Raw genomic sequence first — 19,228 nt, forward strand, 5'->3', positions numbered from 1 at the left:
CTTCGCTTTTATTGTCAAAATTTCGGTTATTTCACAACAGAAAATTTGTAGTATGACGATGTCTTATAAGTCTCGCCCGGTTTTAAGGTTGTGGTAGGGAACGATGGCTCGTTTGGTGAATCAGGAAAATGCTGAGTTTCCATAGCAAAAGCAGTTCTGAAATCGTCTTTCTTACCGCCTTTAAAAGTGTTTTTACTCAACATAAAGTTACCACTGTAAAACTGTAAACCCGGCTCTTGTGTGAACACATCCATAACAATGCCGCTTTTGTCGCCTACTACAGTAGCTGCGTGGCTAAATTTGCCGGCCTGTGTGCCGCTTAAAACAAAGTTATGATCATAACCTTTACCGTTTTTCAATTGCTCGTTAACGGTATTAATGCGTGCGCCTATGGTGGTAGGTTTGGTAAAATCAAACGGAGTACCAGCTACCGGTTCCAATTTACCTGTCGGGATCAGCGTCGAGTCAACCGGGGTATATTTTTCCGCCATGATCTGTACCAGGTGATTTAAGATGGTACCACTACCCTCCCCATTCAGATTAAAGAAAGCATGATTGGTGAGGTTACATACCGTAGTTTTATCGGTTGTAGCTTCGTAGTCCATATGCAGTTCGTCTTGATCATTGATGCTGTAAGTAACCTTCACATTCAGGTTACCGGGGAAGCCACCTTCCATGTCTTTAGCAAGATAGCTAAACTGGATAGTGTGATCATCAAGCTGTTTGGCATCAAATACCACATTCTGGAAACCTGCTTTGCCACCATGCAGCGTGTTAGGGCCATTATTAATGGTTAGCGTTACCGGTTTGCCGTCTAGCGTAAACTTGCCTTTAGCAATACGGTTGCCGTATCTGCCAATAGTAGCACCAAAGTAAGGCTCGGTTGATTTTCTGTACTCGTCCACCGTTTTAAAGCCGGTTACCACGTCTATAGTGTTTCCTTTTTTATCCGGCACAAACAAACTAACTATACGCCCACCGTAATTGGTAAATACAGCCTTTACATTATTCTTGTTTTTAATGACATAAAAAGCCGTCTTTTTAGTAGAAGTATCTGTTTTTGCTACTGAATCGGTTTTAACACTGTCCACGGTTGATTTTGTTGACGACGAGTTACATGCCGCCGCTACAAGCACAACAGGTAACAGGCCCGCAATAAATTGTAATTTCATGTTGTTAATTTAAGTTGTTAATAATTGATTATCTTTTGGTTTGTTTCTTGAGCCAGGTAGTAAATTCTTTTGCCGCCACGTCATTTTCATAGGCTGATGGTAATCGCCCATTTGTATATTCGTTGTATAGCCACGGATCGCCAACGGCAAATACTACCCCTTTTCCGTATTTAACTATTACAGCGATATCAGCTTTTCCATCAGCCGATTTAATTACAGCTTTAGCATCGGGGTTAGTTACACCAATGCTGCATACATCTTTTAAAAACAGTTTTGGTGCCGATGGGAATATGGTTTTATCTACCGGTAAACCTATACCATCGCTAAAATGTTTGTCATCTACCACATGATTTTGCAGGTCATTGTTAAAATGCAGGCCAAATTTAGCTGTCAAGATGTTAAAATGAGGTAGTTCGACATTGGCACTGTCATTAGCCATTAGCACCAAAACACCGCCCGTTTTTACCCATGCAGCAATTTCGTCAGCGTCTTTATTTTGAATATAATTGGGCTTGGCGGTTTCTTTTTTTGTATCCGGATCAACAATGATATATACAGCAGTGTTGCGCAGATTATCAATAGTTGGTGCAACGCTTAAGGTATCCAGTTTAAAACCATCCGCCTTAAAAATATCGCCCCAAATACTAAAGCCCGAGTCCTTATCGTCAGTCCATAAGTAATGAAAGCGCTCTGTACCTTTGTTGGTTTTGTGTGTTTCGTGGTTAAAGTAATAATCGAGTGTTACCGTCTGTGCAAACGTTGCCGGAGCGATCTGCAAAAAAAATAGCGTTATTAAAACCACTAACCTTCTCATACTTATTTGGCTAAGTTAACCCGCTCCATTTTAGGCACCAGGAAATGCATAATGGCCCAGGCCAGCAAGTAGGCACCTCCGCAGGTTGCAAAAATAATGTTATAGCCAACCAGGATATGCCCTGCATCTTTATTGCTCTGCAGGATGTAGCCAATAAAGTCTGGAAAGAAAAAGCCTCCTAGCGCACCTGCCATACTACCAATACCCACTATAGAGCTTATAGCTCTTTTAGGGAACATATCTGAAGCCGTAGTGAAGATGTTAGCACTCCAGGCTTGATGAGCTGCCACAGCAAGGCTAATAAGCGCTACGGCTTGCCATATGGTCATCGCATACCTTGCAAAAACAATGGGTACCACACATAACGCAAATATTAACATGGCCACTTTACGTGCTTTAAACACCGGCCAGCCCTTTTTAATAAAGTAAGATGAAAGATAGCCACCACCGATACTACCGATCGTTGACGCCGAATAAACAATAACGAGCGGCAAGCTGGGCTTACTTAAATCTAATTTAAACGTGCTCTGAAAATAAGATGGCAACCAGAACAAAAAGAACCACCAAACAGGATCGGTTAGCATTTTGCCGAATATAAAAACCCAGGTTTGTTTAAATTTTAGTAATTGTTTCCACGCTACCGGTTTTTCTTCTGCAGACGGCGCAATTACTTCATCAATATCGCTATGGATAAATTCGAACTCTTCGGCCGATAGCTTTTTTTGCCGGGTTGGGATCTCATAAAATATCAGCCAAAAAATAAGCCAGATAAAGCCTATAGCTCCAGTGATTATAAACGCCATTTGCCAGCCATAAACGCCTAAAATAAACGGCACCATAATAGGCGCCACCACTGCACCAATATTAGCGCCCGAGTTAAATATGCCTGTAGCTGTTGCCCGCTCCTTTTTGGGGAACCACTCGGCCACTACTTTAATTGCCGACGGGAAATTACCTGCCTCGCCTAAACCTAAACCGGCGCGTACAACGCCGAAGCCTAATGTAGTCTTTACCAAGGCGTGCATCATAGCGGCTACACTCCAAATGACAATAGAAACGGTATAGCCCAGTTTAGTACCAATCTTATCAACCACACGACCAAACAATAGCAAACCAATGGCGTAGGAAGCCTGGAAAGCTTTGACAATATTTTTGTAATCAATTTCAGACCAATGAAATTTCTCGGACAGCACAGGTTTAAGCAAGCCTATAATCTGCCGGTCAAGGTAATTAATAGTCGTAGCAAAAAATAACAAGGCGCAAATTATCCAGCGATAATTACCAGGCGGAGTTGTTTTCATAATTGGTTATAATGGTTTGGCCTAAGCCGGTACAATATAGTACATATATTTAAGGGGTGGTATTATACTCCGCTAAAAATCGAAAATCCACCGTCAACCGTAATCATTGATCCGGTTACGAACTTAGATGCATCACTTAACAACCATACCAGAGCACCAATAAGTTCCTCAGGGTCACCAAAACGTTTAAAAGGAGTATTCCTAATCACACGCTCTCCTCTGTCTGTATAGCCCCCTTCAGGCTTTGTCAGCAGGTTCCGATTTTGCTCAGTTAGGAAGAAACCGGGAGCTAAAGCGTTCATCCGGATGGCATCGCCGTAACGGTTAGCCAGCTCAACCGCAAACCATTGGTTATAGCAATCCATTGCCGCTTTACCCATGTTATAGCCTAAAACCCGGGTAACTGCGCGTTTCGAGTTCATGGACGATATGTTGACGATGCTTCCTTTACCGGCAGTTTGAACAATAGCCTCGCCGAATATTTGAGTAGGTACAATAGTTCCCCAAAGGTTGAGTTCGGTCACTTTACGCATACCGGCCAGGTTCATTTTAAAAATATCCTGATCTGGCAGTATAACACCTTCAGGCATATTACCTCCAGCCGCATTTACCAAACCATCTATGCGGCCATAAGCAGCGATTACTCTATCTTTTGCAGCAACCAGGGCGTCTTCATCGAGCGCATCAGCAATTAGGGCGATAGCTTTGCCGCCGTTTGCGTTGATGGCTGCAGCACGTTCTTCAGCTACCTGTTCATTGCGGCCCAATATCCCCACAGTACCACCTGCGGTGGCAATGCCTTCTACAAAGGCTTTACCTAAAATGCCGGTGCCACCGGTAACTACAATTACTTTATCTTTTAATGAGAAGTTGTTTTTCACAGTATATGTTATTTTAAATCAGTAATGTTAATCAGGTCCATGTCGGTATAATCCAGGTTCTCGCCGGCCATGCCCCATATAAAACTATAGCTGGCAGTGCCACTGCCTGAATGAATACTCCAGGGCGGAGAAACCACTGCATCATAATTTTTCAAGATGATATGCAGCGTCTCGTCACTTTCGCCCATGTAATGAAATACGCGCTGCCCATCGGGAATGTCAAAGTAAAAATAGGCTTCCATACGTCTATCATGAACATGAGGGGGCATGGTATTCCAAACGCTGCCTTCAGCTAACATAGTTAGGCCCATTACCAGTTGGCAGCTTTGAATGCCATCGGCATGAATGTATTTGTTAATTGTGCGCTTATTGGCTGTCGATGAATGACCGGCTTCGACTTTAACGGCTTCGGCATGGCTCATCAGTATGGTTGGATAGTTGGCATGCGCGGGACACGAAAGGATATAAAACACCGCAGATTTGTTTTTATCTATACTTGCAAACTGCACACTTTTCGCGTCTTTGCCTATGTACAAACAATCTAATTTATTTACCTGATGAGTTGTTCCGTCTACAGTAACCTCGCCATCGCCCCCGACGTTAATAATGCCCATTTCTCGGCGCTGTAAAAAGTAATCAGCTTTTAGGTTTGGATAATTGGGCAACTCTAATTTTTGATCTACCGGACTAGCACCACCCACAATCATCCGATCATAATGTGTATAAACGCAATTGATTTGATTAGGCTTTACAATATCATCCAGCAAAAAGCGCTCGCGCATTTTGGCGGTTGGATAAGATTTAAAATCCTCCGGATGTACAGCGTAGATAGATCTCAAGATATTTAGATTTTGGTTACAATGGCAATTTTACAATTAATAGCTTAATAAAAAACCTGATACCACTATATTTTTACGCAATCGATGCAGGGAGCTACTTTTTTAAGTGAGTGGCTGGATTTACGACCAAATACTTGTAATATTGAATAACAAGCCGATTATACCTGCGCACTATTGCGTACCAAATTATATCGATATGAAATCAATCAGCAAGATTATTATTGCCTTTTTAGTTCTCGTATGCTTTATCAATACTCATGCATCTGCACAGATGAGCGAAAGTAAAGCCAAAGCCTGGGTTAATAAAGGCGAGTGGAGAAGTGGATTTAAGCTCAAACTATATGCGGGACTGGATAATGTAGAATTTACCAAACAATATCAGGCCAATAAAAAATATTGGGATGAAGCTTTTGCTTTTATTACCAATACTAAGCTGGATACACTTTCAATTGGCAAGCATATTATAGACGGTGATAACGTTTTTGCTACAGTAGCTGATGGCCCAACGAAAGATCTGGACAAAACAGGTTGGGAAGCGCATCATAAATATATCGACCTGCACCTGGTAATTAGCGGACGCGAAAAGATAGGTGTGATGAACCCCGCAATGGCCAAAGTGACCAACCCTTATGACGATACTAAAGACGTCGAAAATTATGATGTCAATAGCATTAAGGGCGAATATTATATCGAAGATCCGAGCACATTATATATCATGTTTCCGCAAAACGCTCACAGACCGGGCATCCATGTGGATGGGTATGATAAAGTGAAGAAGTTGGTAATTAAGGTCAGAGTGGCTAAATAATAACACCAGTCATTCTGAGCATAGCGAAGAATCTGCCGAGCGGCATTTGCATAGTTTATAGATTCTTCGCTATGTTCAGAATGATAAAAAAATTAAAGTACCAGCTGCTCGTGTAACTTGACCAGAGTTTGCTGAGGGTCTGCGCTTAGTCCCGGGTGTACTTTAGAGGCTTGAACTACCGTACTACGCGTTGCTGTTAACCATCTAAAACGCGAGGCTTCATCTAATTGAGCTATCGGTCCGCCTTCTGCGTTTCCATGGCAGATCAATTCAAAAGCACGTAAATTTGCTTTTATATTTTGAGCCTCGTCATGATTAGTGAAACAGCAAATGCGCTGCTCATTTACGGTGATAATGGCTTGTAAAAAATTAAGCTTCTTGCAATATAGCACTACGCCTACATTCATAAACTCTTCGCGTTCAACCCTGGGCACAACGCGTACTACGGCGTACTCAAAAACGTGTTTCCCTGGCATGATTTGTTTCATTTATAAAATTCTGTGACGATGCTATCCGCAGCAATAAGAATTGCACATAAACTTCCCGACGTTCAGCAGCAGTTTCCGCATCCTCGCCTAACCATTCGTCGGGTATCAAAGCGGTGATATCGCGAATTAATTTTTCATTGATAATGGCTTTAAACTCGATATCAACTGTTTCCAATTCGGTTGCCGACATCAATAGTACATGATCCTTCACTTGTACAAACGGGCGCACAGCTTGCTCTTTCCAATTATCCCACGAGTGGTGAAAGTATAATGCCGCGCCATGATCTATTAACCATAACTCATTATGCCACATCAGCATATTGGTATTACGTGGTGTACGGTCCACGTTAGTTAACAGGCAATCCAGCCAAACTATTTGCGATGCCAGCTTGGTATCAACCTTTGTAACTGCCGGATCGAAAGTAATGGCGCCCGAAAGATAATGCAAGGCTAAATTCAAACCAACGCTCGCTTTTAACAAATCCTGGATCTCTTCATCTGGCTCAGTACGGCCGAAGGCTTCATCCAGGTTAGCAAATACCAGCTCAGGGATCTTTAACCCGAGAACCCGCGAAAGTTCGCCGCCAATCAGCTCGGCAATTAATGCTTTTACCCCTTGTCCCGCTCCACGAAATTTCAGCACGTACAGAAATTCGTCATCCGCTTCGGCAATGGCAGGTAACGAGCCACCCTCGCGCAACGGTGTAACATATCTGATAACATTTACAGTTCTAAGTTCCATCTTTCAGCCAATAAAACTACTCATTTATACTTAATTGAACACACTAATTGTAAAAGCACGTTGAGCTACTGAAAGGCAAGGCTTTGCATATCTCAAAATTTATTATTTAAATTGGCAACATGAAAACCAAACTAATTATACCTACACTGTTACTGCTGTCGGCATCTGCCATGGCACAAAACAAAGACTGGCCGGGTATTCGGCGTTATGAGCAGGCCAATAGCCAGGTACCAGAGCCTGTGAAAGGCTCAAAACGTGTTGTTTATATGGGCGACTCGATCACCGACTTTTGGGTTAACAACGATTCGACCTTTTTCAAAAGCAATAACTATATAGACCGCGGTATCAGCGGGCAAACTACCGGCCAGATGCTGGTAAGATTCCGCGAGGATGTAATCAACCTTAAACCTGACGCAGTGGTTATATTGGCGGGTATTAATGATATCGCCGAGAACAACGGCCCTGAAAAGCTGGATGAGATATTTGGCAACATTGTATCCATGGCAGAACTGGCTCGTGCTAACAAAATCAAAGTAATCTTATCATCAGTAACACCTGCTGCTGCTTTCCCGTGGAGACCGTCTATCGACCCTAAAGAGAAAGTAAAGGCACTAAATGACTTATTAAAAGACTATGCAGCAAAAAATAACTTTGTTTACCTGGACTACTTTACGGCAATGGCCGACGCTAATCGTGGCTTACCAACCGAGTTGTCTAAAGACGGCGTGCACCCTACGCTTGCAGGTTATAAAGTAATGGAACCACTGGCCCAAAAGGCAATCGCTCAAGCATTGAAATCAAAACAATAACGGGTAATAACACCATATTTAAAAAGCATGATTATTTAGGTAATCATGCTTTTTTTGTTCTCTATATTTCGTTTAAAAGTCGAATTTTCGACCGCTCTATATTATCTTAATGTTAAGAAATATCAAAATACTGCGTATCTTGTATTACCAATTATAAAACTATGTCCATTTCTTTGTTACTGAGGCAAGCCAAAAGCTATGCTCAAGTTATTGCAATTGCATTAGCGCTGGCGGCGTCTGCATCATGTAAAAAAGATCAGAACAAAATCAAAACAACCGCCCCTGCGGCTGTCCTATCTTCAGATAAAGAAATTACCTCATTCATTTTCAAGGTTGCTTACAACCACGTATTCACAGATGATGTTGTGGGCGAAATCAAAGGTGACACTATTTATGCGCCTGTTTTCGCCAGCACTGCTAATGTAAACGCATTGATCCCGCAATTTAGCTTTACGGGTGCTCAGGTAACCATAAATGGCACTATACAAGAAAGCAATATCACAACAAATAACTTTACTACACCACTTACTTACACAGTTACGGCTGCGGATAAAAGCAGCAGAAGCTACGTTGTTAAAGTAACCGACAATGGTATATCTTCCATCTACATTACCACAGACGGCGGCGCAGCTATAACCAGTAAAGACGACTATATCACCGGAACAGTAAAGGTGGTGAGCAATTTTACCAAGGTGGGCTATAACGGCAAAACCCAAATAAAGGGCCACGGTAATTCAACCTGGTTTGACATGCCTAAAAAACCTTATAAACTAAAGCTTGATAAAAAAACCAGTATGCTGGGGATGCCCGAAGGTAAAAACTGGATACTACTGGCTAATTATGCCGACAAGAGCTTAATGCGAAATGAGTTGGCATTTACCTTAAGCAGAACATTTGGACGCCAGTTTACGCCTGCGTCAAGATTTGTAGAGCTTTATTTGAATGGCGAATATCGCGGCAATTATCAAATCACGCAGGAAGTTAAACAGGGGCCGGGATTGGTGGATGTAGAAGATCAGGATGCCACTACTACCACACTTCCGGATCTTTCTGGCGGCTATATGATTGAGGAGGATCTGTTTGCCAACGGCTCGCCGGTATACTTTTATACCACAAGGCAAATGGGGTTTGATATTGAGTATCCGGATGATGATGTTATCAACCAGCAGCAAAAGGATTATATCAGCAATCATTTCCAGAAACTGGAAGACGCTATGTTTGCCGATAATTTTGCCGACCCAACAAATGGCTATTGCAAATATTTTGATGTAGATACATATGTAGACTATTACCTGGTAAGTGAGATTATTGGTAACCCTGACGTATTCAGAAGTACCTATCTATTTAAAAAGCGTAATGACGATCATATTTATACCGGCCCTAATTGGGATTACGATAAGGCTGCAAATAATGATAATCGCTTGGGCGATCAGGTAAACGGATTGATGCTAACCTCGGCATTCGGCCCTCAAACCTGGATAAACCGCCTAATGCTGGATCAAACTTTCAGGCAAAAAATCAGGAGCCGGTGGAATCAAATGAAAGGTAAGGTTTCCACATTACCTACTGTTGTTGATGCACTTGCCAACCAACTGGCAGTTTCTGAGGTAAAAAACTTTACAAAGTGGCAAATTATTGGCCATCAATCTTACTTAGAAGTATATGTAGGCATGTCCTACCAGGATGAGGTGAATTACTTAAAAACGTTTCTTACCGCCCATATAGCGTGGCTAGATCAGAAATTTAACAGCGCAGATTATCAATAACTAACAGGCAAAAAAAAGCTCCGGGTACCACTACCCGGAGCAAACCTAAACCTTATCACAGAGTCAATGTCTTGACTTGATTGTGCGAACCTACTATTTGTAAACGATTAAATTTTGAAGTATAGACGCTAAGGCCGTTTTAGTCGACGAAATGGAGAAAAATAAGGATGTAGTTTTAAAATCTTAAGAAGCCCGGTGGATACGATGACCGTTAAAGGCTATTCTTTTTTGAACAGCCTGACTTTTAACCCTAATTCAAATTCGCCCTCAGTATATTGCGACAGGCCACCAGTCTCAAGATTATAGGCTAAGTTAATGGCATAAGAGCCTTGATCTAATCCAAAACCTATACCCAGGCTTTTGCTGGTATGATAAATGCTTTGCAGGTATAAGCCATAATTATTCACGCTAAAGTTAAAGCCTGCATCGAAAATACCGTTGTAATCTTTTACAATTCTGTAACCGGCCAAAGGTTCCAGCATAAAACTACTATTATCTCCCTGTAGCGGAATTTTATAACTGGAAACTGCTACAAACAGTAATCTATCGGCATCAAAACGCGTATCAGAGGTTTTAAAGAAAGCCGATTTAAGATTAGGTATGGCAGCGCCTATATACAACTTGTTATTTGTATAAGCCAAACCAAAATCGCCATCTACATAAGCCTTTAATTGATTATATTGGGCTATCTGGCTGTCGGTTACATCGCCGTTAACCGCCGCGTAGTTTATCCTGCCATCATTAACCCCTACCGATAGTCCAAAGTGTAGCTGCTGGCTATTTTCGCCTAATGGCAAATGATAGGCGTAAGTAATCATAGCGCGTGTCTGCCTCATGAGACCAGCCTGATCGTCATTTACATTAACGCCTAAACCCACTCTTTCTGTAGGTTGAAAATCTGCCGTAAATACGCCGGTTTTTGGCGTCCCCGGAAAACCGCTCCATTGCTGCCGGTAGCCCATGTCAATGTTCAACTCTGGCGACATGCCTGCCGCGGCGGGGTTATACAGATATGGATTTTGAAAATAAAACGACTGAAACGGATTTAACTGTGCCTTACTGGTAAGCGTTGCTGCAATAACCAGCAGCAGCGTAATTAACCAGCTCTTATTTACATTCTTTAATCTCGTCATCGTATTATTTCGCACTCCCGGCTTATATTGTTACAGTTTATAAACTTTTGCATTGAGCCAGAAACGCTTCGACAATATAGCAATAATGAAGCGCTGTTTAAACCTGTTGATTTTAGCCAATCTCTTTATTTAAGGAGATGATAGCTTTTTGAAAATCTTCCCTTGCGATCAAAAACTGGATATTCACTTTACCTTTGGCAATGCCGGCACTTACGATATTGATATCAGCTTTAGCTAATGCGGCAGTAGCTTTAGCCAGTAAGCCCGGTTGATCCATATTGGTACCCAATAAACAAACCATGGCTACGGGTTCTGTAGTTACTTTTTCAAAGTATTGTTTCAAATCGTCAATTAGTTCTGGTTTTAGGTCATTTTCCCAAATAACAATGCTGATGCTGTTAGCGCTGGTGACTTTAAAGGTATAACTGGTATCATGATCAAAAAAACACTGCATGATCTTTAAATCGCTGCCTACATTGCCGGTCATTAAAGGATCGTAAATATCAATTAATAATTGCTGGTCGGTCCCCGTAATTACCTCTACCCTTTTAACTTTTGAGATATAACCTTTACTGATTAAAGTACCGGGATGCGCGGGTTCAAAGGTATTTTTGATGCGTAGCTGAACGCCTGCCATTTCCAACGGCTTAGCCGCTTTAGGATGAATAGCTTCCATTCCCACGTCTGCCAGCTGATCTGCAATATCATAATTAGTATTGCCTACAGGTTTAACATTTTCAATACCTACCAGGCCAGGGTCGGCAGTAGATAGGTGATATTCTTTATGAATAATAGCTTCCTGTGGTCGCAGTATCTCGGCAATTTTACTAAAGGTCACTTCAGAATACCCACGGTCAAATTCGCGCATAATTCCTTCTGTTCCCTTAGCATAGCCGGTGACGATACAAACAGACGAAGCCAAATCAATGCCTGCAAATGCATCGGTAATGCGCTCATTAATAGTCATCACCCTATTGTCTTGCAACCCGGCCAGGTCTATCAGATGCGTATTAACACCACGCTTTGTCAATATATCGGCTAAAACGTAAGCCGAATGGCTCTCTCCTATCGAAGCCAATATTTCTCTTACTGCCAATAATATACCTTCATTTAAATAACCCGAGGCCAGCATGGTGGTGGCACTATCAAGGTAACGTAGTATTTCAGCAATAGTGCGGTCTACTACTTCGTCTGCTTTAACTACGTCCAGCCCAAGCTCGCTATAATTGGTGTTAAGCTCTTTTAAAAAAGTTGCAACGTCCAGCAAAGTAGTGCGGTAATCTGCGCCATCCGCCAATTTTTGATATACACCGGGTGCTTTTGTTTTCTTGTTTTCTAACAACACATTGGTCACGCCAGAAAAGGCAGAAACCACAAACACTCGGTTATAAAGTGCGTCGCCCGAGCGGCCATAAAAAACAATATTGTCAAGTACCTGGCTTAATGCGCTCATGGAGGTACCGCCGATTTTTTCTACTGTCAACATAAATGCCTAAAAGGGCGAAACTACTAATTTTTGGTATTCTATAACCTCATAATGCATCTTAAATTATTTCTTTTTAAACCATGATTCAGATCTAACACAGTGAACAATAAATGACACTACTATGAAAACGACTAGTTACCCGGCCCTTACATTTGCTTTATAACTAAAAAACAAAAAACTATGGAATACAGACAACTAGGCGCCTCGGGTTTTTTTGTACCGGTACTAAGTTTCGGCACGGCTACTTTTGGGGGCGGCAACGAGTTTTTTAAAGCCTGGGGTAGTACAGATGTTAACGAAGCAACACGCCTTGTAAACCTTTGCCTTGACGCAGGTGTAACACTTTTTGATACAGCCAATGTATACTCACGCGGTGTTTCTGAAGAAATTTTGGGTCAGGCCATAAAGGGATTGCATGATAAAGTTCTGATATCAACCAAGGCTACCTTCCCTATGAGTGACAATCCCAATGATGTTGGCTCTTCGCGCTACAATCTTGTTAAAGAATGCGAGAATAGCTTACGCAGGTTGGGTGTTGATCATATTGACATTTACCATATGCACGGTTTTGACGGTAATACACCAGTTGAAGAAACATTGCATGCACTTGACGACTTAATCAGCGCTGGAAAAATACGCTATATAGCTTGTTCTAATTTCTCGGGCTGGCATTTAATGAAATCTTTGTCAGTCTCAGAAAGGTATGGTTGGGCGCGTTACGTGGCACATCAGGCTTATTATTCCTTATTGGACAGAGAATTTGAATGGGAACTAATGCCACTTGGCGAAAAAGAACAGGTGAGTACCATTGTTTGGAGTCCCTTATCATCAGGCCGGTTAAGCGGAAAATTCAGACGGGGTGTTGAATTGCCTCAGGATAATCGATTAAGTCAGGGTGGTTCGCATGGACCAGCGACAGATTTTGATCATCTATACAATATCGTAGACGCCCTGGATGAAGTAGCCGAAGAAACAGGCAAAACCGTTGCACAGGTATCATTAAACTGGCTACTACAACGCCCTACGGTTGTCAACCTGATAATTGGTGCCCGCAATGAAGAGCAGTTAAAGCAAAACCTGGCTGCTGTTGGATGGAATTTAACCACCGATCAGATTAAAAAACTGGACGCAGCCAGTGACCGTGATCCGATATATCCTTATTGGCATCAAAGGCAAAATGTAAAACTTAATCCGCTGCCAAAGTTTTATTAGAAATAACGAAACAGAAAAGCCCGTAATTTTTGAATTACGGGCTTTTCTAATTTAAAATATTTCCTGGCGGTGAGGGAGGGATTCGAACCCTCGGTACAGTTTCCCGTACGTCAGTTTAGCAAACTGATCCTTTCGGCCTCTCAGGCACCTCACCGTGTTTTTAAAAGAAATATCCCTTTTTTCAGGGACTGCAAATATAGTAATTAGGTTATGCCATCAAAAAAAAATTAATAATCTATTCGCACGTGGTAAATACTCATTAGCATGCGCTTAAAAATGGCTTTAATGGTTTCGATATCTTTTAGGGTTATATCGCAGTCTTTCAATTGGTTCTGATCCAGTTTATATTTCACAATACGATCTACCAGGGCGCTGATCGATTTTTCGTCGGGCGCTTTTAATGAGCGAGAAGCAGCCTCTACCGAGTCGGCCAGCATCAAAACACCGGCTTCTTTCGAGAAAGGAATAGGCCCCGGGTACCTAAAAGTGTTCTCATTAACTATTTTTTCAGGGAAATTTTTCAGAAATGATTGATAGAAATAATCTACCCTGGTGTTGCCGTGGTGGGTACGTATAAAGTCGATTACTATTTCGGGAATATTGGCCTTCTGCGCCATCTCAATCCCTTTAGATACGTGGCGGATGATGATCTGTGCACTTTCCTCGTAAGTAACCTTATCATGCGGGTTAAAGCCCGAGTTCTGGTTCTCCACGAAAAATAATGGGTTCTCCATTTTACCGATATCATGATACAATGCTCCTGCCCTAACCAATAATGCATTACCACCAATGGCATAAATAGCATTTTCAGCCAAATTAGCTACCTGCAACGAGTGCTGGAATGTTCCGGGAGCGGAAAAAGCCATTTCGCGCAGTAGCGGCGCGTTGGTGTTTGTTAGTTCGATAAGGGTAATATCAGATGTGATAGCAAAGATCTTTTCAAACAAATAAATTAAAGGATAAGCTAATAAAGTAAGCAGCACGCTCACCACAAACGGAATAAAATTCACCCAATCAATATCAACCAAACTACCTTCTTTGATCAACTGTATCCCTAGGAAAGAAACAAAGTAGGTAAATGTGATAATGACTGCAGAAATCAGGAACTGCTCGCGGCGAACCAGGTTTTTTATGCTGTAGATGGATACCATGCCCGCTGTTATCTCAAAGTAGGCAAACTCAAAACTATTAGGTACAAAGAAACCGGCAATCAGCACCACCAGCATATGAATGTTCAGCGCCAAACGTGTATCAAACAGTATCCGGATGATGATAGGTACGATACAATAAGGTATATAATACAAATTGGGTAGCTGTAGCTTTATAGCCATGGAAAGTGTAAACAGCATGGCAGTTATTACCAGCAAAATCAAACTTACCAGCCGGTTATCGGCATAGATATCTTTCCTGAACAAGTAAAGAAAGATCATCAGCAACGCTATAGTTATCGCAACCAAAAGAAACTGACCAGCTAATACTAGTCTGGGATTACCGTTAATGCGGGCGTTGTCTTCAAATGCTTTTTTATAAGATATTAGTTTTTGATAGACATCATCGTTCACCACCGATCCTTTGGCTATGATTACATCACCTTTCTGCACCATGCCACGCGTAAGCGAAATATTTTCTAACACCTCTGTCTCTAATCGCGCAGTTAGCTTGTCATCATAAATAATATTGCTTTGTATGCGATTTTGCAGTAAATCAAGCAGAAAGGTCTTGTCGATGTCGGTGCGCCTGTTCAATACCTGGTTACAGAAAGCTAATGCAGATTCTTTAGTAAAAAGATCGGCCGTGTTTTTTTCTGTGGAAACATTTCCCTGCAATATAGTGAGCGAATAAGCCTGTGTTTGCTGGTATTTGGAATTAAGAGAAACAACGCCTCTGTCATAAATCTGCTTTAACAAGCTTTGACCTACCTGCATATAGGCAGATTTTTTATTTTCATTTATTCCTGCATTCCGCCATTTAAACTCGAAATCATTTTTCAATCCGTCTAATTGCCGTTGCGCCAGGTTGGTATCTAGCTGATATAATTGTGTGGTGCTGGCCAGCGCGTTTTTGTGATCGTTCTGTATTTCGGCAGGCGTTTTTAAAATGGCAAAATTATAAGGCGAGATCAGGTCTTTCTGATTCCAGATACGCCCTTTCTCAATTTCGTAGGTAAACTTGGCCTGTTTTGGCAGCGAATAAACTATCAGGCAGGTACTCACCACCATCATTAAAAACTTAACGTTACGGGCGTATTTGCGCAATAATGCCTTTTGGCGTGAGGATGATAGCGTGGCCATTTATTGAATTAAGCTTCAAAAATAATATATTTTATACTATCCTTCTTTTTTATTGTTTTTATGAAAACTGTTTTGATATCTTTGTGATATCATTTTAAAATCAAAAACTGTCATGAATACTGAAAAAATTATTAACCCGCCATCAGGTTATTTAACCTTAGTAACCTTTTTAATTTTATTAACAATAACCGCTTATTGCGGCGTATCGCAGATGCCCGCCACTGCGGTTATTTTAGGTTTGATAGATTTTATATTAGTACTTCCCGGGCTAATCATTGTAAACCCTAACGAAGCCAAAGTGCTTACCCTGTTTGGTAAATATGTAGGCACTGTTAAAGAAGACGGCTTTTTCTGGGTTAACCCGTTCACCGCTAAAAAGAAGGTGTCATTAAAAGCATTTAACCTTAATGGCCAGCAGTTAAAAGTAAACGACGCTGTAGGCAATCCCATTGAGATTGCCGCGGTTATAGTTTGGCAGATAAAAAACACAGCAAGCGCAATGTTCGCGGTAGAAAATTATCTGCAATATGTAAACATCCAAAGCGAAGCGGCCGTACGTCACCTGGCAAATACTTTCCCATATGATCATATTGAAGACGAAAGCGCCAGCATCACGCTGCGCGGCGGCGCCGAGCAGGTTAGTGTATTATTAGAGAAAGAATTAAATGAACGCCTTGATCGTGCAGGTATAGAAGTTTTGGAGGCCCGCATTTCTCATCTGGCCTATGCGCCTGAGATTGCGCATACCATGCTACAAAGACAACAGGCATCGGCCATTATATCGGCCCGCCGCTTAATTGTTGAAGGTGCAGTGGGCATGGTTGAAATGGCGCTGAATAAACTATCAGAAAAAGATATTGTAGAACTGGACGAAGAACGCAAAGCAGCCATGGTAAGTAATTTACTGGTTGTATTATGTGGCGACAGAAGCGTGAGCCCAATAGTTAACACCGGTACATTATATCACTAAGCCATGTTTAAAGAACTATGTATTAAAGATACCCCACACTTACGATTTGTAAGACAAGGCTTATTTAACCCCGATTACGAACTTACAGATGGCAACGGACTATACGGCGCATTAAGTTACCGGTGGTTTACCCGGCGCCAGGCTACGGCTTACACCGCAGCGCATAAATGGCTGTTTGATAGCCATTTGTTTTTCTCGAAGACCATTAGCATTATGGACGAAACAGGAGCTATGATAGGCCTGGCAGAGCGGGAGTTTTTTAGCCGTATTTATACTTTGAATTTAAAAAGTGGTTTTAGATCCATATTCCGTCGTCCATCCATTTTTTCGCGACAATATATTTGGGAGGCTGAGGGGTATGGAAGGTTGATCACCTTGGAAAATAACTTTCCGTTTGGGTTAGATAACGACGTTTATATAGAGCAAACCCAGGCGCCCGCTACAGTTATTCCTTTATTAATATTTTTGGGGATGCACCTTTCTGTTTATAGAAGAGGCCGCCGTGCGGCACGTTAATCATTTTAAATTATGAGCAATTACAGAGACATTGATATGCTGAGAACCACCGAGCTTTATGTAGCACGTAAAGGTTGGTTCAAGCCCGTTTACACTTTAACCGATGGCCAGTTTGACTATGGCCGCATAAGTTGCGCCGGCGCATTTACAAGAACTAAAAATATTGAAACCGCCGATGCTAAGTTTATGGTAAAACCTAAAGGCTTTTTTGGCAAAACAGTCGAGATCATCAATCAAAACAATGGCGAAGTCATAGGCAGTTACAAGAAAAACGGCTGGGAAACTCGCGTTGCCTTAGAGATGAATAACGGCCTGACTACATTACTAAAAAAGGGCAAAGGTTTTTTTTCAAGAAAGATGTTCTGGACCGACGACCAAAATGGAGACTATATCGAGATAAACAATTGCGGCAGGCTGCATAAACCATTCAAAATAAAATTTGATCCAAATGCCGTTAAAACCAAACTGCCATTAGCGCTGCTAACGTTAATAGGTGTAAACTTTATATTGATCAAACAAGCACAGGCAGCCTCTGCAGGTATTTAATTATGGCCGAAAAGAAAGCATTTATATTAAGGGTAAACCCCGATATGCTGAAGGAGATTGAAACCTGGGCCGCTGATGAATTTAGAAGCACCAACGGCCAGATCGAATACCTGCTGCAACAGGCTTTGCTTGCCCGTAAAAAACCGGCTAAGAAGAAAAAAGAGGTCTAACAAATACTATGCAAGCATAGCATTTGTCGAAATAAAATAAGTAGATTTGCACTATCAAATCTATTTTATGAGAGAAGTAGTAATCGTATCAGCCACACGTACACCTATCGGCAGTTTTGGTGGAGCGCTAGCCAGTTTTAGTGCGACACAATTAGGTGCCATAGCTATTCAGTCAGCCGTTCAAAAATCAGGCTTAAAGCCGGAGCAAGTTCAGGAAGTATTTATGGGAAATGTGCTGTCGGCCAATTTGGGCCAGGCACCGGCAACGCAGGCAGCCATATTTGCAGGCCTGCCCTATTTACCTGCAACTACCGTTAATAAAGTTTGTGCATCAGGCATGAAAGCCATTATGCTGGCCGCGCAAAGCATTGCCACTGGCCAAAACGATATAGTAGTTGCCGGCGGCATGGAGAGCATGAGCAACGTGCCCTACTATCTTGCAAAAGCCCGCACCGGGTATAAATTAGGTAATGACTTATTAATTGATGGTTTAGTCGAAGATGGCCTTTGGGACGTTTACAACAACTACCACATGGGTTCGGCAGCCGAACTTTGTGCTACCGAATGCAATATCAGTCGCGAAGATCAGGACGCTTATGCTATCGAATCTTATAAAAGATCAATCGCCTCGCAAAGCAGCGGCAAGTTCGTGGCGGAGATAACGCCTGTCGAAATCAAAAACAAAAAAGGCGAGGTTACTTTAGTTAATGACGATGAAGAACCGGCCACGGTTAAATTCGATAAGATCCCCACGCTAAAACCCGTATTTCAAAAAGATGGTACAGTTACCGCCGCCAATGCTTCAAGCTTAAATGATGGCGCTGCGGCACTGGTATTAATGAGCCGCGAAAAAGCTGATGAGTTAGGTATCAAGCCTCTGGCTAAAATAATCAGTTATGCCGATGCACAACTGGCACCCGAATGGTTTACCACAGCCCCATCAAAAGCTATTCCGCTGGCGCTACATCGCGCGGGACTGTCAGGCAGCGATATTGATTTTTATGAGATCAATGAAGCTTTTTCGGTAGTGTCTATAGCCAATAATCGTGAGTTAAAGTTAGCTCCTGCAAAAGTAAATGTTAACGGCGGCGCAGTCTCTTTGGGGCATCCGCTTGGAGCGTCTGGTGCTCGAATTGTGGTTACCTTACTGAGTGTACTCGATCAAAACAAAGGTAAATACGGCGCTGCCGGCATCTGTAACGGAGGCGGCGGGGCAAGTGCAATTGTTATCGAAAATTTACGTTAAAGGATAAAATCGCATATATTTACGGCACCTGGTATTAA

The 19,228-nt window shown here is 42.0% G+C and carries 19 protein-coding genes and 1 tRNA gene; 9 read left to right on the plus strand and 11 right to left on the minus strand.

Annotated elements, in window-relative coordinates; translation table 11 throughout:
• Positions 1-26 precede the first annotated feature (26 nt).
• From HB679_RS05720 to kduI, 5 genes are all read right to left on the minus strand, one after another.
• On the minus strand, positions 27-1,172 hold the full coding sequence (locus tag HB679_RS05720) for an aldose epimerase family protein (protein WP_214070969.1): 1,146 nt from the start codon (positions 1,170-1,172) through the stop codon (positions 27-29).
• A gap of 28 nt (positions 1,173-1,200) precedes the next feature.
• Entirely contained in the window at positions 1,201-1,986 is a 786-nt protein-coding gene (locus tag HB679_RS05725; protein ID WP_214070970.1) for a hypothetical protein, read from the minus strand.
• Positions 1,987-1,988: 2 nt separating this feature from the next.
• Positions 1,989-3,287 carry an MFS transporter gene (locus HB679_RS05730; RefSeq protein ID WP_214070971.1) on the minus strand — a complete coding sequence of 433 codons (1,299 nt, stop codon included), beginning with the start codon at positions 3,285-3,287 and terminating at the stop codon, positions 1,989-1,991.
• Positions 3,288-3,349: 62 nt separating this feature from the next.
• A complete protein-coding gene (locus tag HB679_RS05735; protein WP_346345133.1) occupies positions 3,350-4,168 on the minus strand; it encodes an SDR family oxidoreductase in 819 nt (272 codons plus the stop codon).
• A gap of 8 nt (positions 4,169-4,176) precedes the next feature.
• Positions 4,177-5,007 carry a 5-dehydro-4-deoxy-D-glucuronate isomerase gene (kduI, locus tag HB679_RS05740; RefSeq protein ID WP_255547538.1) on the minus strand — a complete coding sequence of 277 codons (831 nt, stop codon included), beginning with the start codon at positions 5,005-5,007 and terminating at the stop codon, positions 4,177-4,179.
• A gap of 196 nt (positions 5,008-5,203) precedes the next feature.
• On the opposite strand from kduI, the gene HB679_RS05745 reads away from it, so the two are divergent.
• Entirely contained in the window at positions 5,204-5,815 is a 612-nt protein-coding gene (locus HB679_RS05745; RefSeq protein ID WP_214070972.1) for a YhcH/YjgK/YiaL family protein, read from the plus strand.
• A gap of 92 nt (positions 5,816-5,907) precedes the next feature.
• Here the strand turns inward: HB679_RS05745 and HB679_RS05750 are convergent, their stop codons facing one another.
• Both HB679_RS05750 and HB679_RS05755 read right to left on the minus strand, forming a co-directional pair.
• On the minus strand, positions 5,908-6,291 hold the full coding sequence (locus HB679_RS05750) for a DUF3037 domain-containing protein (protein ID WP_214070973.1): 384 nt from the start codon (positions 6,289-6,291) through the stop codon (positions 5,908-5,910).
• On the minus strand, positions 6,269-7,045 hold the full coding sequence (locus HB679_RS05755; protein ID WP_214070974.1) for a HipA family kinase: 777 nt from the start codon (positions 7,043-7,045) through the stop codon (positions 6,269-6,271). The genes HB679_RS05750 and HB679_RS05755 overlap by 23 nt, the downstream gene beginning before the upstream one ends.
• A 119-nt stretch (positions 7,046-7,164) precedes the next feature.
• Between HB679_RS05755 and HB679_RS05760 the strand changes: the two genes are divergently transcribed.
• Entirely contained in the window at positions 7,165-7,854 is a 690-nt protein-coding gene (locus HB679_RS05760; RefSeq protein ID WP_214070975.1) for an SGNH/GDSL hydrolase family protein, read from the plus strand.
• A 161-nt stretch (positions 7,855-8,015) separates the two neighbouring features.
• On the plus strand, positions 8,016-9,620 hold the full coding sequence (locus HB679_RS05765) for a CotH kinase family protein (RefSeq protein WP_214070976.1): 1,605 nt from the start codon (positions 8,016-8,018) through the stop codon (positions 9,618-9,620).
• Between the two features lie 218 nt (positions 9,621-9,838).
• Here the strand turns inward: HB679_RS05765 and HB679_RS05770 are convergent, their stop codons facing one another.
• Together HB679_RS05770 and HB679_RS05775 are read right to left on the minus strand one after the other, a co-directional pair.
• Positions 9,839-10,753, minus strand: coding sequence for a PorP/SprF family type IX secretion system membrane protein (locus tag HB679_RS05770; protein ID WP_214070977.1), 915 nt, complete (start codon positions 10,751-10,753; stop codon positions 9,839-9,841).
• 112 nt (positions 10,754-10,865) lie between these two features.
• Positions 10,866-12,239, minus strand: coding sequence for an aspartate kinase (locus HB679_RS05775; protein ID WP_214070978.1), 1,374 nt, complete (start codon positions 12,237-12,239; stop codon positions 10,866-10,868).
• A gap of 180 nt (positions 12,240-12,419) precedes the next feature.
• On the opposite strand from HB679_RS05775, the gene HB679_RS05780 reads away from it, so the two are divergent.
• Positions 12,420-13,451, plus strand: coding sequence for an aldo/keto reductase (locus tag HB679_RS05780; RefSeq protein WP_214070979.1), 1,032 nt, complete (start codon positions 12,420-12,422; stop codon positions 13,449-13,451).
• Positions 13,452-13,515: 64 nt separating this feature from the next.
• Here HB679_RS05780 and HB679_RS05785 read toward each other — a convergent pair.
• Positions 13,516-13,605 (minus strand) — tRNA-Ser (locus tag HB679_RS05785).
• A gap of 73 nt (positions 13,606-13,678) precedes the next feature.
• Positions 13,679-15,742 carry an HDIG domain-containing metalloprotein gene (locus HB679_RS05790; RefSeq protein ID WP_214070980.1) on the minus strand — a complete coding sequence of 688 codons (2,064 nt, stop codon included), beginning with the start codon at positions 15,740-15,742 and terminating at the stop codon, positions 13,679-13,681.
• 112 nt (positions 15,743-15,854) lie between these two features.
• Between HB679_RS05790 and HB679_RS05795 the strand changes: the two genes are divergently transcribed.
• The 5 genes from HB679_RS05795 to HB679_RS05815 all read left to right on the plus strand — a co-directional run bounded on the left by HB679_RS05795 (position 15,855) and on the right by HB679_RS05815 (position 19,190).
• Positions 15,855-16,712, plus strand: coding sequence for an SPFH domain-containing protein (locus tag HB679_RS05795; RefSeq protein WP_214070981.1), 858 nt, complete (start codon positions 15,855-15,857; stop codon positions 16,710-16,712).
• A 3-nt stretch (positions 16,713-16,715) separates the two neighbouring features.
• Complete coding sequence (locus HB679_RS05800; protein ID WP_214070982.1) at positions 16,716-17,228, plus strand: hypothetical protein; 513 nt, start codon at positions 16,716-16,718, stop codon at positions 17,226-17,228.
• 12 nt (positions 17,229-17,240) lie between these two features.
• A complete protein-coding gene (locus HB679_RS05805) occupies positions 17,241-17,774 on the plus strand; it encodes a hypothetical protein (RefSeq protein ID WP_214070983.1) in 534 nt (177 codons plus the stop codon).
• Between the two features lie 2 nt (positions 17,775-17,776).
• On the plus strand, positions 17,777-17,944 hold the full coding sequence (locus tag HB679_RS05810; RefSeq protein ID WP_214070984.1) for an Arc family DNA binding domain-containing protein: 168 nt from the start codon (positions 17,777-17,779) through the stop codon (positions 17,942-17,944).
• A gap of 67 nt (positions 17,945-18,011) precedes the next feature.
• Positions 18,012-19,190, plus strand: a complete 1,179-nt coding sequence (locus tag HB679_RS05815; protein ID WP_214070985.1) for an acetyl-CoA C-acyltransferase — start codon at positions 18,012-18,014, stop codon at positions 19,188-19,190.
• Positions 19,191-19,228 lie beyond the last annotated feature (38 nt).

Origin of the sequence: Mucilaginibacter sp. dw_454 (assembly GCF_018449775.1) — a bacterium.
Taxonomy (GTDB): Bacteria; Bacteroidota; Bacteroidia; order Sphingobacteriales; family Sphingobacteriaceae; genus Mucilaginibacter.

Coding starts and splice junctions, on each gene's coding strand:
- HB679_RS05780 (WP_214070979.1), top strand. CDS start 12,420: ATGGAATACAGACAACTAGGCGCCTCGGGTTTTTTTGTACCGGTACTA.
- HB679_RS05805 (WP_214070983.1), top strand. CDS start 17,241: ATGAGCAATTACAGAGACATTGATATGCTGAGAACCACCGAGCTTTAT.
- HB679_RS05745 (WP_214070972.1), top strand. CDS start 5,204: ATGAAATCAATCAGCAAGATTATTATTGCCTTTTTAGTTCTCGTATGC.
- HB679_RS05810 (WP_214070984.1), top strand. CDS start 17,777: ATGGCCGAAAAGAAAGCATTTATATTAAGGGTAAACCCCGATATGCTG.
- HB679_RS05790 (WP_214070980.1), bottom strand. CDS start 15,742: ATGGCCACGCTATCATCCTCACGCCAAAAGGCATTATTGCGCAAATAC.
- HB679_RS05725 (WP_214070970.1), bottom strand. CDS start 1,986: ATGAGAAGGTTAGTGGTTTTAATAACGCTATTTTTTTTGCAGATCGCT.
- HB679_RS05755 (WP_214070974.1), bottom strand. CDS start 7,045: ATGGAACTTAGAACTGTAAATGTTATCAGATATGTTACACCGTTGCGC.
- HB679_RS05775 (WP_214070978.1), bottom strand. CDS start 12,239: ATGTTGACAGTAGAAAAAATCGGCGGTACCTCCATGAGCGCATTAAGC.
- HB679_RS05770 (WP_214070977.1), bottom strand. CDS start 10,753: ATGACGAGATTAAAGAATGTAAATAAGAGCTGGTTAATTACGCTGCTG.
- HB679_RS05750 (WP_214070973.1), bottom strand. CDS start 6,291: ATGCCAGGGAAACACGTTTTTGAGTACGCCGTAGTACGCGTTGTGCCC.
- HB679_RS05815 (WP_214070985.1), top strand. CDS start 18,012: ATGAGAGAAGTAGTAATCGTATCAGCCACACGTACACCTATCGGCAGT.
- HB679_RS05795 (WP_214070981.1), top strand. CDS start 15,855: ATGAATACTGAAAAAATTATTAACCCGCCATCAGGTTATTTAACCTTA.
- HB679_RS05765 (WP_214070976.1), top strand. CDS start 8,016: ATGTCCATTTCTTTGTTACTGAGGCAAGCCAAAAGCTATGCTCAAGTT.
- HB679_RS05760 (WP_214070975.1), top strand. CDS start 7,165: ATGAAAACCAAACTAATTATACCTACACTGTTACTGCTGTCGGCATCT.
- HB679_RS05800 (WP_214070982.1), top strand. CDS start 16,716: ATGTTTAAAGAACTATGTATTAAAGATACCCCACACTTACGATTTGTA.
- HB679_RS05720 (WP_214070969.1), bottom strand. CDS start 1,172: ATGAAATTACAATTTATTGCGGGCCTGTTACCTGTTGTGCTTGTAGCG.
- HB679_RS05730 (WP_214070971.1), bottom strand. CDS start 3,287: ATGAAAACAACTCCGCCTGGTAATTATCGCTGGATAATTTGCGCCTTG.